The following is a 19522-nucleotide window of genomic DNA, read 5'->3' as shown; positions in this document are numbered from 1 at the left end:
ACAGTGGGGCGCATGCATTAGCGATGACCAAAGCGGACAAAGTAGGCCATCCGATCACCAGTGCCGAATGCGATACCTGCCATACACCCGTTAAATACACCGACTGGACCGGTGCAGGTTTTAATCATGCTGGTGTGACCAGTGGTTGTAGTGATAGCGGTTGCCACAATGATGCTGACTCGCATAGTCGTAAGCGTCCGACCGATCATGTAGGGGGTAGCAGTCAAAGCGATATGACGACGGCTAATTGTCAGAACTGTCATGGTTATATGTCAGGCAATTGGATGGGTAATTGCACCGACACTGATAACTACGATTGTATGGATCATACGGATACCACGGTTGCGTCTAAAACGTGTGTGACGTGTCATACCTCAAGCAAGTCACCGACGTATGTACAACGTTATAAAAATCCAACCACAACAATACATCCTAATACCTCAAATAATTGTCAGTATTGCCATAACAAAAACTCCAGTTCAACTGGCGCAGCGGGTTGGAAAAATAACTGTCCGAGTGATTCTGATGGGAATGCTGACTGCATGGATCATGCTCAAGCTAGTACTAATAGTAGTACTCCAGCACTTCCTTTGAATGATGCTTGTGTGGATTGTCACTACAGCGGTCAAACGTGGAGCGCAGATATTATTACAGGTACTTTGTGTAGCGGTGGTTTAGGTGATTGCAGTGATACAGGGACGCATCCAAGAGTTAGCATTGTAAGTGGCAGTGATGCTTGTGGCGATTGTCATACCAGTCGCACGAACTGGGGAAGTTATTACACACCGTTTAAACATGCCAAAGTGATAGGCAGTGGTACAGTCGCGCTATGTCATAACTGTCATTACAACAATAGCCATAGTAATGGTTGGAGTAACCGAAACTGGGATACTCCAGAAGGTCATATTACTGTTAATGACGGCACGCATTGTCATAGTTGTCATAATTCAAGTGATGCAGGTACAGGCGTGGCAACTTGGCGCCAGAATTGCGTAGATGGTGGAACAGTAAATGGTTATGACGCGAAAGATACAGATCGTACTTGCGCCGATCATGCGCAGGTTAATACTGCTGCCAGTGCTTGTCAGAACTGCCATTTGTCACCTACTGACCATCGTTGGGAAACAGTGTTTACGGATTTTGGTACGGATTACCGTTTAACGTCGACTAATTTTACGAATTACAGAGCGAGCCCAGGCCACCCGGGAAGTAAGAGTGGTGGGTGTCCCAATAAATGCGGTACTTGTCATAATATTTCGCAAAATTATTGGAATTTTGCTTCTGGGGATTGTCCGTAATTTCTAGCAATTTATTTGTGAATCAATAGCTTGTTGTACAAATCTTTAAGGTCAGAATGTTTTTAGAGGTTTTTAATCATGGTTAAAGCTTGCCATATCGGCTTAAAGCAACGCAAATATGACAGTTTATCTTTTCGCTGTTTTGTTATCTAAAACAAATAGTTATGGCCTAAATGTAGTTAACTAGTTTAAGATTCACGACCCTCGCTGTGTTTTAGTGCGGAGTAGTACATAGCTCGTCAGTGGGATGATGGGTTCTTTCCTTGGAGATATCGGAGCTAGCTTATTGAATGCTTTCGTTCACGTTAACGAAAGACAGGGATGTTCGATTGAGTAAAGGTTTCACACGTGTTGTTGCGCTGATGGCGCTGACGTGTTGGCCTTTTATTGTCTCGGCTTTACCCGTTATCAATGTGACGACGCAGTTCACATCAGCCGATGCTGCGCGTGCGAATGCTTATATGGATTCGGGTGGTGTGTGGAATGGTAGTGCCGAAGTTAGTAATACAACAGGTGATCGTTTTACGGTTCAAATTCAAAACACTGGCGCTGATGTTAATAACGATCGCGCGTTTGATTTTGGTTTAACGGCAACATTGCCCACCGGTTTTCGTTTATCGTCTAACACGGTTACCGCCACCGATAATAATTTACCGTCTGCTATTGCTTGTGTTGTACCTACGGGCTTCACTGCAACTCAAGTGGGCACTACCGTTACCTTTAATATTCCTGCGAATACAAATTTACCCGCGCAAGGTTGTCGCTTTACGTTTGTGGTGGGTTTAACTACTGCAACGACGGGGCCTTTTGTAAGTTCGGGTAGCTATAATATTGCGTTCAATCATCGTTACAACGAAGTTGATAACGATAACAGCACACAACAAACTGGATCAACGAATCAACCGGTAGAAGTACGCGCCGGTGATATTGTTATTTTAAAAACCGGCATTGCAAATCCACCGGATGGTTATGAGCAAGGCGATATCACGCAATGGGATATTGATATTGCGAACACCGGTACCGGCGGTGCGTTTCAAATTCAAGTAGTTGATTCGCCCAATGCAAATTTAACGAATCCACAAATCGGTCCTATTGGTTTGCAAGTACCGGGTAATAATTACACGATTACTTATTTAACACCGGGCAGTACACAAACTTTGCGTTATAGCGCGCAAGTCAATGTGCCGTTGAATGCAACGCAATGCCCTGAGTTGCGTAACGATGTGAATGCAACGGATCGTTTAGGTAATACGGGCAGCAGTTTTGATCTTTTACAATTCGATTTAGATGATCCTTTTTTAAGTTATACACCACCGAACGTTGCGTTTAATTTTGGTGGTTCTGCGGTGGTTAGTTTTGTAGTTACGAATACGGGTACTGGTCGCGCAAAAGATATTTCATTTACTGCCGCAGGTCTTGCCGGTATTCCTGTCAGCGCAGTATCGGCACAATGGTTATTTAACGGCACTGATACTTTTACTTATCGTGGTGTTGATGGTGTTGCAGGAACTGGTGATGAATTTATTAATGCAGGTAGCACGTCAACATTAACATTCACGATTACGCCCGATAGCATTTGCGGCGCAGCTACGAACGGCACTTTCAATTGGACACCGAGTTACGAAAACACCTGCGGCACGCCGACGTTTGCTACGCCCACACGTTCGTCCACATGGACGGTGAATGCGGCAAGTGTTCCGACATTAGCGATTAACAAAGGTGTTGCGCCCGGTGTTACTAACGTAGGTCAGCCCGGTGTGTATACGATCAACATTACCGGCACTAACATTACAAATTTACCAACCGATGGTAATACCGCTAACAATAATGAATGGACTGTTACTGATACCTTGCCCGCCGGTGTTGTGGGTGGAACGATTCCTACTATTCCTGCTGGCACACAAATTCGTATTAATGGCGGCGCAGTTATTACTGTCGGTCCAATTAATGGATTAGATGCGGGCGATGTTATTGAATGGCGCGGTGACCGCGAAGATTTAACACCTGTTCCAAGCATTACGATTAATTTTGGTACGCAGTGCACTGGTTTAATTCCACCGCAAACAGCACCTGCAACCATTAATAACAATGCGACATTAGTTTACAACAGCGGTACGTGTCCGATTAACGATACGGCAGGCGCGGCTTTAGTGTTAAACGAAAGCCCGGTGAATACTGCGGTGCAAAATTTTGCAATATCAGCAGGGCCATTTGAAACCGGTCGACCTGATACCGATGGCGTTAGCGGCAATGAAACGAACGAAGGCGAACATATAACTTACACAGCAACCTATGATTTTGCTGCACCGTTTGGTGGTGGTTGGAGTGGTACATCATTTGATGCGGAAATGGGTACGGGTGCGGGTGGTTTACCGGGTGCACCGTTAGAGTTAGTAGATCCTGCTGGCGCAACAGTGGGTGTGCGTTTACAAGTGATCAATATCAACACGAATGCTGTGTTAATCAATCGCAATTTAAATGCGGGCGAAGTAGTTGGTGGTAACGGCGCCGGTGCGATGAGTATTGATTTAAGTTTTATCGCTGGCGAAATCGGCGATGCAAATATGCAAGATTATCGTTTAATCATTGCTTACACTGTGACGGCACCTGAAGGTAATTTGACAGCAGCAAGCACGGGTAATCCTACCAATGAAGTTAACATTGGTAATCGCACGGAACGCGTAACTTTAAATGTTGCTGGTGGTCCTGCGAGCTGTAGTGGCGGCAGTGATTTCACGCAAGGTTTAAATTTTGATTTAGAGCGTGCGGACATCACCATTGCTGCCAATATTGTTGATAACGGCGGCGGTTTAGTGGACGTCTGCGGTCCTGCAACTGCAACGGTCGCGTTAACGGGGCCAGCAGCAGGATTAAGTGCTGATAATTTGCGTGTGTTTATTGATAACAATGCAAACTATACATTGCCAAATAGTGCAGCAAGTTTTACTTATGGTGGCACTGGTAATTTAAGCGGCTTAGCTAAAACCTATAATTTTGCTGGTGGTGATGTCGCGATTAATACCACTACCATTACACAAAATATTAATGGCAATAACACCATTAGTTTCCCCGTCACCTTATTAAATTCTGCGTCACGTACATTAACGGGTTATGTGCAGTTCGATAGTAAACACACATCACCGGATATTGGCGCTGCTGAAAATGATCGTGACTATAATGCGGCGACGAACGATGCGCGTTACACATTTACCGTTACACCCGCATCATCAGGTGCAGTATTAGATATCGAATTTTTCCCGCCGAATATGTTGTTAGCCGACACCAGCAATTACACGTGGCGCGTTAAAGTGACTAACACGGGCGCTGGCGCATTAACGAATGCAGTATTTACGAATGATGTTCCCGCACCGTTCTCACCGGTGGGTGCAACCAGTAATCCTGCGATTCCGGGGCCTAGCATTGCAGGCCAAACCTTAACGTGGAATAACCTCAGTATTGCATCAGGTGCATCACAAGAATTCGATATCACTATGTCATTGCCGCAAGGCGGTGGTTGCAATATTGGTAATCCAAACATTGCAACCGTGCGCAACGCTTGTGCAACCGGTGGCGTGTTGGTTGCTCGTAATGGTCCTAACGTAGTATTTCCGCCGGTTAGTTTAGAGTTGTTGCATCGGTCAACGAGTTATTGCGAATTATGCCGCGAAGGTACAGTTGAATTAGTGGTACGCAATGCCGGAGCTATTAATTTATATAACTTAATTATTTCCGAAAGTTTGACGGGTTCCGGTTTGGAATATGTGCCAGGTAGTTCAACTGTGCAAGTAGAAGGCGCGGGTGCGCCAGTTGCAATTAATAATCCGTCAATTGCAGGCTCAGTGTTAACGTGGACATCCGCGCAAGCGGCCGCCGCATTTGGTGCAGCGAATCCATTTACCCGTTTGTTTTCTGATATTACGGGTATCCCTTCTGAATTTGTTTTACGTTTTCGTGTGCGTTCATCAGCAGCCGATCCAATTAATTTATTAACCGCGACGCGTAATATTCAAGCGACTGGCGATTACGAATTATTTTGCGGTGATCCGGATGATCCGAGTACACCCGCGTTAGATGAATCGGAAACCATTAGCAGTATTTTCCAAGTACCGTTGCGTCAACCGTTGCCGACACTCACTAAACAAGGTCGCAACATTTCAGCATTACAAGATGCCACGCAATACACTTCGCCGGTTTACGGCGGTACTGATGACATCGTGGTGTGGCGCGTGAATGTTGCGAATAGCAACAGCATCAGTTCGGCTGATTTAGAAGACATGTTAATTAACGACACCATCACCACCAACGCTACTAATTTTACTTTGCAATGGATGTGTCCAACGGAAGCAGCAGCAACCGCAACGGCGAATTTCTTAGATGGTTTAGGCGGTGCAGTGCATGCAAGTTGTATCGCTTATACCAGTAGTTACAACGTCCAAGATCCGTTTGGTAATCCTGGTAATAGCGATCCGATTGATATTAGTCGCGGTGTAACGGCGAGTATTTTTTATGTAGGTACCATTCAAAATTTATGTACCAATCCAGTCAATAGCAGCGATGTTGAGTGGGGTTGTCAAGGCGGTGCTGCAACACGTGTGTCAGCAGGCAGTGCAGGTGTGCCAGGCACGGTTGATGATAATGATAATGCCACTTTGAGTACCGCAGTTGATCCGACCCAAGTACTAATTACACAAACGACAACCGGTACAAATACCGCTCAGCCGATTGGTACTAAAGGTATTATCACCCTTACTATCGTGAATAACAGTGGCGGCACGATTCGGGATTTAGTGCTGAATGATTTGCTGCCGACTAATTATCAAGTAGATCCTACTTATTTCAGTACGTATCCGAATTGCACTAATCGTATGACGGTAACTGCCGCCTATGGCAATCCAAACTATCGCGGCAAAGTAAATACCTGTGCGATTACGGGTACGGCAACACTACCTATTTTTACATTCACCAGTAGCACTAGCGGAACTGTTAACCAAGTTAATTTATTGCGCCATGGTGATCGTATTGTTTTAACGTTAGGCATTATTCGTGTTGCACCGTTTGATAATGTGGCGAATCCTGAAGTTCGCACAGAAACCCCCGGGACTGCTACCGATCCTAATTACGCCGGTGTTTATACCAGCGATTTATTTTTAGCGTTTGATGATACTTGCCCAATTGCAACGCCAGCGTTTACTAATAATCCTGCTGCACAAGTTGTGACGGTTAATCCGGAAGATATGGATGTGAACATTAATCCGGCTGATCCGAATTTATTTTATATTTTGAGTGATCCTGCTGCGACCTTAACGATGGATGTGCGCATTCAAAATAATGGCGGACACGATGCGGCGAATTTTGATTTGTACATTACCGCGGGTGAAGCTATTACCGTCAATAGTGCAAATACAACAGGTGGTTTTGGTGGAACCTGTACTGCCATTGTAGGTGCCGCGAAAGCAGCGGTGTTTGCAACATTGCCACCGCCGGTTGTGAATGCGAATGCACAACTATGGCGTTGTATAGATCAAAATCCAATGCCGCCTGGTGGCAGTGATACTTTTCGGTATGTTATTCAACGGAATTTAGCAGCTACAACCGGTGATCTAACATTCCGTGCAGATGTGTTAGCAAACACTCAACAATTTAATGGTTTAACCACTACGTTGGGTGCAGCGCAAGCCGGCTTCCCGCGTTATTCCTACGATAATATTCTCGCGCGTATTATCGGTTTTAATTTATGGAAAAGTTTACGCGGCTGTAGTGAAGCCGATTCAGCCGATGGTGCACCGACAGTACCACCCGCATTACCAGGCCCACACAATACCGATGTTTGGATAGGTGAAGATTGTACGCATCGTGTACAAGCGCAGTGGTTTGGTTTTGCCACACCTGGTTTCGGCAATATCGAAATTCGTAATGCGCAAATTTATGAAGGTACATCGGCTGACGTGAGCGTGCCGTTTGATCAAGCGATTGATGGACAAGGTTATATCAGCGCGGATTATTCTAATAGCACTGCTGCGGCTACTATTAATACGCAAGTCCCCGCCGCACCGACGGCGTTGCAAGAAACGGGTTTACGTTGGACGCTGAATAATATTAGTCCCGCTAGTTCTGATAGTGTAGAAAACTTTGTTGCGGATATTCGTTATCGTAATTTAAACGATCCGCTAAATAATTCTGCTGCACCGAATCAACATGCAGCAATAATTACTGATGAAGCCAATGCGCGTTTTGATGTGTTCTTCACGGTAAGCGGGCAAACTATTTCGTTTACTGAAACTTCGGCAGGTTATCCGCCGGATGCATTGCGCCAAAACAATTTAAGGATTCGCGAGCCTAGCGTTACGATTTTGAAAGAAGTGTGTAACGAATCTATTTCGATTGGGAATAACCCCGCGAATTCAGGTGCGAACTGCACACCGTTTGCGTTGACCGCAGAAGGCGATTCGGATGATCGCTTTATATATCGCATTCGTGTGACTAATGCTGCCACTACCGGCGGTGTAGCGAATGCGCCGGCGTACGATGTGACTATTGAAGATGTCTTAGATGCTTTAGATCAAATTGCGCCAGCTAATCCTGTAACCGATGGCTTAGATAATGATGGCGACAGCGTCGTCGATGAAGCTAATGAAATTGTTGTTAATGATTTGATATTAGAAAACGGCACACCTGCCGAAATTGATTTCTTGCCTACTACTAGCACCGCATTGCAGCGAATTAATCCTGGCGTCACGGTGAATTTATATTACCGCGCACAATTAGCAACGTCCGTATTACCGACGCAACAAATGACTAACGTTGCGAGTGGTACTTACGACAGCTTAATAGGCGCCAGTGGTGCGCAGTCTGCACCTCAAGGTGCAAATGGTACGGCAGGTGGCGCTCGTACTTACAATACAAATACCAGTCAAGCCGATATCACGGTTTACAACATTACGGTTAATCCGGGCTCAAAAGAATTTACTGATACTGCGCGTCGTGATGCAGGTTTAGTCGTGGGTGTTTGTGCTTCGCCTTGTGTTGATGACAATGCGGTGATTGGTGAAGAAGTCGAAGTGAAATTAGAGTTTACCGTGCCGTTGTCAACGCTGCGTAATTTTACTGTCGTCGATAATTTACCCGCAGGCATGCAATGTATAGAAGCGCAGCCTATTACGTTGCCAACCTTTCCCGGCACGGATCCTGGTTTTACACCGGGTGGTGTGTTCGCAGCTGTCACGTGTAATGCGACCAGTGTGAGTTGGAATTTTGGTAATCAGGTATTGCAAGGCACTGGCGGCGGACCGCAGGATTATGCTTTCGAAGCACGCTTTATTGCGCGTGTATTAAATACGGTGGGTAATCAGAATGCGGCGATTATTGCGAACGGCGGTGCAGCCACGAATGTATTTGTTACTTACGATGATTTAAGCGGCACGACGGTTAACATTCCGATTGGTGAAGCACGTTTAACTATTCAAGAGCCGCAAGTGAGTGCAACGAAAGTAATGACCTTAGTTGCACCCGCACTCAGCGTAGATGCAACTGATCGCATGAATGTTACGGTGACGGTACAAAACACCGGCACTGCACCTGCTTATGCCTTACGTGTGCAAGATGATTTAACCGCGCTGGGTACGAATTTAAGTTATGTAATAGGCAGCACAGTAGGACCGAATGCACCGAGCAGTGTGGATTTAACCACTGCGAATGCGCCGATTTTTGTATTCAACGCACCGTTGCCCCCCGCAACGACGTTTACGTTTGGCTTCCAAGTAACTGCTGATGCAGTAGTGCAACCATTAGAAGTGTTAGATAACACCGTTGAAGTTGCTTATGCATCATTGCCAAATACCATTCCCACCCTAAATTCAAGCAACACGATTGGTTCAGATGGCGCGAATAATGGTCGTCGTATTGGTGCGATTCCGAATGCGGCAAGCGCATTAAATGATTACGAAGCGCAGGCCAGTGCTTCCCAAACATTGCCATCGTTAACGATTAGCAAAACAGATTTAACACCAGGCCCTACGGTAACGTTGGGTTCGCGTAAACACTTCCAAGTACAAGTTAATTTGCCGGAAGGCGTGACTAACAATTTAGTGGTTAACGATAATTTAAATGCCGGCACTAGCAGTTTTGTTTTAGAAAACAATGCCACCTTTGATGTGGTTTATACCTTCCAAGGTATTACGAGTATTAATGGTGCTGCTGTTGCAGGCTTTGCAACGCCTGCCGATGTTGAAGCTGCGCTTGCCGGTTTTTCTGCAACCGATGGCGCCATTAACATTGTCAGTTGGAATTTTGCACAAGTCGTAACGCAAAGCGAACGTGATCCTACGTTTGGTGCGATTAATCCGCGCATTATTATTGATTACTACGCACGTGTGGATACCGCGCAAGCAGGGCCTGGCGATACATTACAAAACGCGGCTGAAGCACGTTTCCGCAATGGTGAAGATGGCACGACAGTAACCGTTACCGCACCGTTAGTAGGTCCGTTCACTGTTTTAGCGCCTGATATACAAGGTACTAAAATTGGTCCGGTAACCATGAGTCCTGCTACGCCAGAAACCTTTACGATTTATTTAGAAAATATCGGCACTGCACCCGCGTGGGATGTCACGGTGTTAGATATTTTGCCGCAAATTGTTGGCGGTGGTATGTGCGACACCAACCCCATCACCATTTCTGCGCCGATTTTAGATGTTGTTACTGCTAGCACTATCACGCCTGGTCCACCCACCGTGTTACGCACATTAACTCTCGGCGTTGATTACACCCGTAATTGGGATGGCGTTACTTGCCAATTAACGTTTGTATTAATTCCTGATGATGCCGGTAGCACGAATGCGTTGATTGATGTGGGCGAAGCATTGCGCGTGCGTTACGAAGCGATGCTCGATTTAAATACCGGTAACAATATTAATTTAACCAACGTCGCGGGTGCCTCTGCGTGGTTTAGTTTAGATACGGATGGTGGTGTAGTACCGCCGGGTGTTGCGCAATATCCTACTGCGGGTGTTGTCGATGATGGCGGCGATGTGTTTGAAGATGAGCACACGGTTAATACTTTAGCGCCGGTGTTATCGGTTATTGCTTTAGTACAAAACATTACGCAAAACCCGGCGGCGATTCCAGCGGTGAATGTAAATGGTGCGCCAGGTGATCAAATTCGTTACACCATCACGATTGAAAATACCGGTGCAGCAGCTGCAAACGCGGCGCAAGTTATTGATAACTTAGAATTGTTAAACGTACCGCCGGGTTATTTTGTTGCGAATGGTTTGAATAATGTAACAACCACCAGCGGCACTGATAATTCAATTGCGAATGGCGGCGCGAATGCGGCGGGCTTAGTTGATATTAGTGCGATTAATATTCCGGCGGGCGTTACACAAACGATTACGTTTGATACGACGATTCAGCCCGCAATCTTGAATGCTGCGACGGTGCGTACTCAAGCACAACTCGATGCTCCAGGTTTCACCACAATTAATACTAACATTCCGACCATTAACTTAAGTCAGAATGCGGGTTTTGTTGTAATCAAAGTATCCAATGATTTAAGCGGTGATCCGGCGGTATTGGTGTCGGGTGATGTGCTGGAATACGTGATTGTCGCGAATAATATTTCGAATGAAGACGCGGTGAACGTTACGTTCAGCGATCAAATTCCTGCGAATACTACTTACGTTGCGAATAGCACAACATTAAATGGTGTAGCGGTTGCAGATGTTGCTGGCAGCAGTGCGGTCAGCAATGGCATATTGATTCGTCCCGCCAGTGTCGGTGTTGCGGGTTCAATGCCAGCAGATCCTTTAGCGAATCCGATAAATTCAGCGGTGATTCGTTTCCGTGTAACTGTGAATGCAAATTTGGTTAACGGTGCCGTGATTTCGAATCAAGGTGTTGTCACTGGTTTAGGTGCGATTCATGGTTTAGCCATGACACCGGTATTAACAGATGATCCAGCAACACCGGCTAGTTATGATCCTACGCAAGATGTGTTAGGTAGTGCGCCGATTGTTGATGCAGTAAAAACGGTACAGTTGCTAATCGACACTGATAGCGATGGTGAAATTGATCCGAGTGAACGCTTGCGTTACAGCATCGTTGTTTATAACCACGGTAATTTACCGGCTACTGGCGTCGTTGTGTTTGATGCTATTAGCGCAATTGCAAATGTCACGTATGTTGTGAATAGCACCACATTAAATGCTGCGCCCGTTGCAGATGCTGCAGGTTCGCAATTAGAACTGGTGAATGGTGGTGTCGCGGTTGGTGCATTAGCGGCGGGTGCGTCTGCAACTATTACCTTTGATGTCGATGTTAACGGCGCGGCAGCAGTCGGTGCGATTATTAGTAACCAAGGCAGTGTTGCTTCAAATCAATTACCGGATATTGCTACTGATGCGGATGGTAATAGCAGCAATGGTCGTCAAGCGACTGTTGTTGAAGTGGGTGGTAATGCGCGTTTAGCAATTAGCAAAGGCGTGAATATTGTTAATGGCGGCACGGCTACCGCAGGTGGCGAATTGGAATATGTGATTCGCGTAGAAAATACCAGCAGTGTCGATGCGAATAATGTCGTTGTGACGGATACCTTACCAATCAATACCAGTTACGTTGCGGGTTCTGCGCGTTTGAACGGCGCAACCGCCGGTGTCAGTGTAGTTGGCAGCACGGTAACGGCGAATTATTCCAGTGCGTATGGTCGCCTGCCAGCAGGTGAATATTTCTTAGTTAGTTTCCGTGCACAAATTAATGCGACGGCGATTATTGGTGATGCGGTTTCGAATACCGGTACGGTAACGTGGACGGGTACGGGTTCTCCGCAATCGGATAGCGCAGTCGTTGATGTTGGCGGTGCGCCGGGTGTGAGTAATTTATCTGGCCGTGTTTGGCATGACATCGATCATGACAATCGTTTGAATTTGCAAACTGAAAGTGATCGTCGTTTAAGCGGTTGGGAAGTGGCGGTGTACTTTAATGATCCCGCACCCAATCCTACCGGTGGTTCAACACCCATCGCGACGGCGATGACGAATACCTTGGGCGAATACGCATTTAACGGCTTACCACCCGGCGGACCTTACAGCATTACGTTCCGCTATCCGCAAAATCCGGTGGTGTTGGGCGTGGCCGATATTCAGCCGCCTATTCCTTATATAGGCAATCCAACCGAAGTAGCGGGTACGGGTACTTTAGGTCGTATGTTGATTACGAATATTGCACCCACTGCGGGTGGCAATGTGGTGAATGAAAACTTGCCTGTTGATCCTATGGGAGTGGTTTATAACTCTGTCACGCGTGAAGCGGTAGCTGGCGCAACAATCCGTTTAAATCGCGATAACGGCGCGCCATTAACCGGTTGTTTTGATACGCCGGCGCACTTGAGTTCACAACAAGGCCAAGCTACTGGCCCGAATGGTTTTTATAGCATTGAAGTTAATTACGCGAATCCGAACTGTCCTGCAGGCGGCGCGAATTATGTTTTACAAGTAAATCCGCCGTTAGGCCCGGATTGGATTCAACGTACACCATCAGGCGTGATTCCTCCTGAACCCACGACTTTACAAGTGAGTAGCTGTACTGCCGGTGCCAGCAATGTTGATACGCTGCCAGTGCCAGCGGGTTATTGCGATCCACAAGTACAAGCGGATGCGCCAAGTTCGGCGATTCAGCCTGGCATAGGCACACGTTATTTTGATGATATTAATCTGGCTGCTGCTGGTGACGTGTTAACTCATCATCATGTGCCATTAGATCCAGCACGATTGGGCGCAGTGCAAATTACTAAAACCAGTCCGTTAACGAATGTTGTTCGTGGCCAGTTAGTGCCTTACACCATTACAGTTTATAACCCTGCGACTTATGATTTAAGTGGCATGCAAATTCGTGACTATCTGCCGTTAGGCTTTAAGTATGTGGCGGGTTCAGCGCAAGTAGATGGTTTGCCAGTTGAGCCTGTTACTAACAGTGCGGCTGCGTTTGCGAACTTTGATGCAGATAAACGTCGTGATCCAAATCAACGTTTAGAACATTGGGCGCGGCCATTATTAAGTTGGAGCGGCATTACCTTACGCGGCCGTCAAACCATAGAAATTCGTTTCTTATTAGTAGTGGGTGCGGGCGTTAGTGAAGGCGAATACACCAACCGTGCACAAGCTTATATTAATAATTTGATCAATCTTGATACGTATGGTGATGTTGACGTTGCAGTCTCACTCGTTGCTACTGCGACGGTGCGTGTGATTCCTGATCCATTGTTTGATTGCACCGACATCATCGGCAAAGTGTTTGATGATAAAAACTTCAATGGCATTCAAGATGAAGGTGAAGTTGGCTTAGCCGGTGTGCGGGTTACCACGGCACGTGGTTTAGTTATCACTACCGATAAATACGGTCGTTATCATTTAGTGTGCGCCGAAGTGCCTAATCCAGATCGCGGTTCTAACTTTATTTTAAAAGTAGATGAACATAGCTTGCCTGCCGGTTATCGCATGACCACGGATAATCCTTTAGTGGAACGCGTAACACGCGGTAAAGCAGTGAAATTTAATTTCGGTGCCACCGTGCATCGTGTGGTGCGTTTAGATATTAGTGATGCCGCATTTGAAAAAGGCAAAACGGTAATTGACGCGCACTGGCGTTATGTCATGGATGATTTGCTCAAACAATTAAAAACCTCGCCAGCGATTTTACGTTTAAGTTATTTAGGTGATATTGAAAGCGAACGTTTAGCCATGCAACGTTTGCAAGTGATTAAAGAGTTAATCGCGCAACGTTGGAAAGATTTGAATTGCTGTTATCAATTGCAAATCGAAGAAGAAGTGTTCTGGCGACGCGGTAAGGCGGTAAATCCTTAATGCGTGCCTTTAATCACATTCGCACTAGTTTGCTCAGCAGCGTCAGTGTTGTGATGCTGGGTTTTGCCTGTAATGTATTTGCGGATGCATCGTCCGATGTGCCCGGTACGGTACGCGCTCACCCACTAGAGTTAGGCGAAGATTATTCAGCGAATACCGAACAATTATTTCCTATTAATAAACCCACTGCGTGGGAAGTTGATAAAGAACAATTTAAACAAGCGGAAGACGAAAAAGTTAAGTTCGAGAAAAAAACGGTAGAAGAATTTGAAACCGTTAAAACCAAAAATCTTATACAGCCGATTCGTTTTGCTTTAGGTAAAACGGATATTCCGCCCGAGTATCTAGAAGCCATACGGAATGCGCTCGCTAAAATGAGTGAGAAGCGCAATGTGCGTTTGAATTTCGTCGGCCATACCGATAATCAAAAGTTAGCCGGTAAACTTAAAACGGAATATGGCGATAACGCAGGACTATCGCGTGCACGTGCAGCGATGGTAGCGGAATATTTTCAGCGTGAGTTAGGTTTGCCGCCCGAAGCAGTTGCTTACGATGGCCGCGGCGATCTCGAACCGTTGAGTTCTAATGTGACGTCCGCAGGACGTGCGCTTAATCGTCGTGTGGAAGTTGAGTTTTGGCACGACGAAGTTCGTGAACGTGAAGTTGAACAAAAAGTGATTGATACTAAATTGCGCCAAGTGCGCGTCTGCCAAGTGGTGGAGCGTTGTATTTATAAACGCCAAGTCGGCAAATTCGATCGCGTTCAAGTTGAAAATACAGTGCCGCCGATTCGATATACCGGCATTCAACCAGAATTGCCAGAAGGTTTTATAAAACGGTTGCGTGATGTTTTAAAAGAATTAAGCAATATGCCGAACATCTCGATTCGCGTTGTTGGTCATACGGATAATCAACCATTAGATGGTGCGGCCGAGCGTATTTACAATGATAAAACGGGTTTATCAAAAGCGATCGCGCAACATGTAGCGCAACAACTTCGCGATGCTTTAGGTATGGGTTATAACGATGTGCAGTTTGTTGGCAAAGGTGATATTGAACCTGTGTCTGATAACAGCACTAGCGCAGGCCGTGCGTTAAATCGACGTGTTGAAATTGAAATCTGGCATGATGATTTAGATGCTAAAGATATAAGTGAGCCACAAGCATGTCCGGGTGATAGCCAAGCGGAAAATGTCAGTGTGCGGGATGACAACAACAAAATCATCGTGCCATTTGTTAATGGTCAGCCTGCGTATCCCGTGAATTTCACGCGTCAAATTCAGCGCGTGTTAAAAGATTTATCGAAAAAAGCAAATGTGCGCATTCATTTAGTGGGACACACGAGTAATGAGCGCATGTCCCGTCGCGAAGCCATGGTGTATGGCGATCACGTAAAATTATCAGAAACGCGCGCGGTCCGAGTGCGCGAATTTGTACAAAAAGAATTGTCGTTAACGGAAGAACAAGTTTCTACTGAAGGCAAAGGTTTTGTGCAACCGTTAAACGAAGTTGATACCTCACCGTTTGCCCAAAAGAATTTTAGTTTGCTCACCGCTGCAAGTGGTGAGGGTAGTGAAGAAACCGTGGTGCGTCCAGAAGATGCGCGAGTTGAATTAGAGTTTTATTACGACGAAGAAGCCAAAGCAAAAATTGACTCAAGTATTGAAATCATTCGTGTGCAACATGAAGAACCTGCCGTTACACCTTATGCGCTGCATCCCATTCGCGTCACTATCGACGGCAAACCTATCGACGGCAATGGTCGGCATACGGCCGATGTGCAACGTTGTACAGATTTGGCATTAGATCGCGCTCAATTACATTTCCAATATGACGGCATCAAACGTGATCCAAAATTAAATGTACATGCAGAACCTTCGGTAGTGACTTATTGGGATGACCCGGGTACCGAAGCCATGGAAAACAGCGTTAACTTTAATGGCTACACCAATTATTCTGCGTTCATTGATAAATCTGAAGTACGTGTGTTTGGCCCGCAGCAATCTTTATTGGATACGCCGTTAGTAATTGTACCTTTAGATAAAGAAGGTAACGGTCAATGGCTACAAATACCAAAACTTGAACCGCATCAAGGTCCAAAATTAGAATTACGCTATGTGTTACGTGTTTACGATGCACGTGGCCGGTTTGATGAAACACAAGCTAAACCTTTGTGGGTATTACATCGCAAGCACAGCGATATTGATCAAGTTGATACTGAAAAAGAATCATTAGTGGGTTACGGTGAAACCCGCATTGCCGTGCGGCACATCCCGTTAGAAGGCGGCACCGTGATTGTTTACGGTGAAAATATTCCAGCCGCGCACGATGTGTGGGTCATGAATCAAAAAGTCCCAGTGAATGAACAAGGCCAATTTGTTACAGAACGAATTATACCGCCGGGCATGCACACTGCAGAAGTTGCCATCTTTAATGAAAAAGGCGCAGGTAATATTTATTTGCGCGATTTAGAATTTAAAGAAACTGAATATTATTATGTTGGTATCGCAGATGTAACCGTTAGCAAAACCAAAGTAAATGGTCCTGCTGAATTATTGGCGACTGATAGCACATCTTATGATGATGGCACGAACGTTAGTTCCCCAAATGATTTTGATGCGCTGGCAGCAGAAAGTATCGAAGACCGCGACGATATTTATGTTGATGGCCGTTTAGCGTTTTACACCAAAATAAAAACCGCGAGTGATTATATTTACACCGCTAGTTTGGATACCCGCGAAGGTGAGTTTGATACTTTAACTAAGGGTGTGCTCGACAAACAGCCCGATGCTTTATGGCGTCGTATGGATGCAGATAGTTATTATCCAACCTACGGTGATGACAGTACGGTAATTGATGACGCGCCTACTAGCGGCAAGCTTTATATGAAAGTGGCGAAAAATGAATCCTTCGCGATGTTTGGTAATTTTGAAGCAGAAATTAATGACACAGATTTAGCGCGCATTGATCGGTCTTTGTATGGTTTTTATGGTCATTATGAAAGTCCAAAAACTACAAAGTTTGGTGATAATAAAACTGACGTCGATATGTTTTATGCGCAACCTGGCACCGTCGCCGGCCATGAAGAATTCCGTGGCACGGGCGGTTCTTTATATTTCTTACGTTATCAAGATATTAATCCTGGTTCAGAACGATTGCGCGTAGAAGTACGTGACAAAGATTCTGGCATTGTGCGTTCGGTGCGTTATTTAGTTCCGGAACAAGATTACAGCGTTAACTATATTCAAGGCCGCATCATGTTAACGCGGCCATTATCTACATCGGCTGCCGATGACACCTTGGTACAAACCGATTCAAATGGCGGCAATCCTGTATACATGGTAGTGCGTTATGAATATACCCCAGGCTTTGACGATTTAAAGGACACCGATCGTGGTGGTCGTATCGCGCATTGGATAAACGATAATGTGCAAGTAGGTGTATCAACTAATAAACAACAAATGATTGATGATCGTTATGAACTCAGCGGTTATGATTTTACGGTGCGTAAAGCGATAGGCACTTATTTAAAATATGAAAATGCTGATTCGATTGGTGAATCTGCGGGTCGTTATGGTTCTATCGACGGCGGTTTTGGTTTTAATGAATTAGATAATGGCGGCATCGGTGAAATAGGCGCGAACGCTTATCGTCTTGAAGGCGCGGCCAATTTAACTGACTTACGTAAAAAGTGGCGTGGTCGCAGCACGTTTTATATTCAAGAACGTGAAGCAGGTTTCTCATCATTAGGTTTAGGAACTTCAACCGATGTAAGTCAACAAGGCTTTACCGTGTACATGCCATTAACAGCACGTTGGAATATGTACACTAAATACGATAATTTGGAACGTGAAACGGGTTTAAGTTTACAGGCCACTGAAGTTAATCTCGATTATAAATTAACTGACAATTGGAAATTATCAGGCGGCTTACGCTCAGATGAACGCGAAGATACTTCCATCGTTGTTTCTAGTGATCAAGTAGAAGGCAAGCGCACCGATTTACAATTACGCGCTACTTATGATTCCTTGCAAGACTGGACCTTGTATGGCTTTACACAATTCACGATTGAAACCACGGGCAGTCGCCCTGATAACAACCGCAATGGCGTAGGTGGTTCGTATCAAATCACCGATCGTTTAGGTTTAGATGGAGAAGTTTCCGCAGGTGATGGCGGTACCGGTGCACGTGTAGGCTTAGACTATTTAATGACCGATCGCACTAATTTATATCTTGCCTATGGTTTGCAAAATGAACGCAGTGATACAGGCCAGCGTGCAAAAAATGGTAATACCACCGCAGGTTTTAGAACGCGCTACACCGATAACGTTAGCGTATATGGTGAAGAACGTTATGCGTTTGGCGATGTTCCTACCGGCCTAACTCATGCTTACGGTGTTACCTTGGCGCCCGCAGATGATTGGACTATAGGCGGCTCCATTGAATGGGGCTCATTAGAAGATCCTGTTACTTATGAAGTGATTGATCGTAGCGCATATGGCTTTAATGTAGGTTTAGGACGTGAAGAGATTAATTACGCAGGTGCGATTGAATATCGCGAAGATGTCTCTAATTCACAAACGCGTGAAACCATTTTGTATAAAAATAATTTTAACTTGCAGCTAGATCCAAGCTGGCGTTTGTTAATGAAATACAATCGCGCAGATAGTAAAAGTTCTAACGGCACTTTCTACGACGGCAACTTCCAAGAATTTGTTACCGGCTTTGCGCATCGTCCAGTCACCAATGATCGCTGGAATACCTTATTTAAATTTACCTTCTTTGAAAATACACCTTCAATCGAACAAGTGAATCCACAAGGCACGAATATCGATTTTCTACAACGCAGCAACGTGTTATCAGTGGACAGTACCTATGACTTAACCACACGTTGGTCTGTTGGTGGTAAATACGCTTATCGAAATGGTGAAGTAGCGTTGGATCGTGAAAATCCAGTTTTCTTTGAAAGCAACGCATCGCTATATGTTGCGCGAGTTGATTGGCATGTACTGCGCAGCTGGGATTGGTTAATAGAAGCACGCTCATTAGAAGTGGAAGCAGCACAAGACGTACGCAGCGGTTATTTAACCGCCTTATATTGGCACGCCACCGCTAATATGAAACTGGGCGCGGGTTATAACTTTACTGATTTTTCTGATGACCTGACTGACTTGGACTATGACAGTAAAGGGTTCTTTATTAATGCGATTGGTAAGTTCTAGTTTTTATTAATTCTTCAGCTCCGCGTATACGTATTCTTGTTTATTAAAAATCTGCTTATCGTCATAAAATGTATTTTCTATAAAAGCATTTTATTAGCCGGTTGCGCACCGGCGGGCGGTTACTTTCTTGTCGCGACAAGAAAGTAAC

Annotated in this window: 3 protein-coding genes; all 3 read left to right on the top strand. The window is 45.4% G+C overall.

The annotated features are described in order from the left end of the window. Positions 1 to 1298: hypothetical protein (locus H0W44_05790; protein ID MBA3581950.1), on the top strand; the 1298-nt coding region annotated here is incomplete at its 5' end. Positions 1299 to 1627: 329 nt separating this feature from the next. Beyond that, positions 1628 to 14152: a DUF11 domain-containing protein gene (locus H0W44_05785; protein MBA3581949.1), complete on the top strand. Its 12525-nt coding sequence runs from the start codon at positions 1628 to 1630 to the stop codon at positions 14150 to 14152. After that, entirely contained in the window at positions 14152 to 19374 is a 5223-nt protein-coding gene (locus H0W44_05780; protein MBA3581948.1) for an OmpA family protein, read from the top strand. The genes H0W44_05785 and H0W44_05780 overlap by 1 nt, the downstream gene beginning before the upstream one ends. Positions 19375 to 19522 lie beyond the last annotated feature (148 nt).

The organism is Gammaproteobacteria bacterium (genome assembly GCA_013817245.1).
In the GTDB taxonomy this organism is placed as follows: Bacteria; Pseudomonadota; Gammaproteobacteria; order HTCC5015; family HTCC5015; genus JACDDA01.
This window is presented reverse-complemented; position numbering and strand designations above follow the sequence as displayed.

What these genes read in the sequence shown, in the direction of transcription:
- H0W44_05780 (MBA3581948.1), top strand. Translation starts at nt 14,152, where the DNA reads ATGCGTGCCTTTAATCACATTCGCACTAGTTTGCTCAGCAGCGTCAGT.